The organism is Flavobacterium sp. T50_26 (assembly GCF_057652995.1).
Genome location: NZ_JBYFCC010000088.1, coordinates 1 through 240 on the forward strand (window position 1 = coordinate 1; position 240 = coordinate 240).

General features: G+C 68.8%; 1 protein-coding gene. It reads right to left on the reverse strand.

Annotation, left to right across the window (positions count from 1 at the left end; all coding sequences use genetic code 11):
- Positions 1 to 240, reverse strand: a 240-nt coding sequence (locus AC23MC_RS16540; protein WP_487570667.1) for a hypothetical protein, incomplete at both ends; no start/stop codon positions are given.

A 240-nucleotide genomic window follows, 5' to 3' on the forward strand; every position in this document is an offset into this window, starting at 1 on the left:
TGGCAAGGATCTCCCTTGCCAGCGCGACATCCTCGCTGGTGATCGGGCGCCGCGTCACATTGAACGGGATCAGGGTCGCCTCAAGTGCCGGCGCGTCGTCACGGCGGGCCATCGATGTCGCGCTGATGGCGCCACCGGCAATGGCGGCCGCCACCTGCGCGGACCGCTCACCCGCGCTCCTCACGCGGGTGGCCCCGGAGACATCGACATTGTTGACGTTCCCGGAGGTCCCGTTCGTCA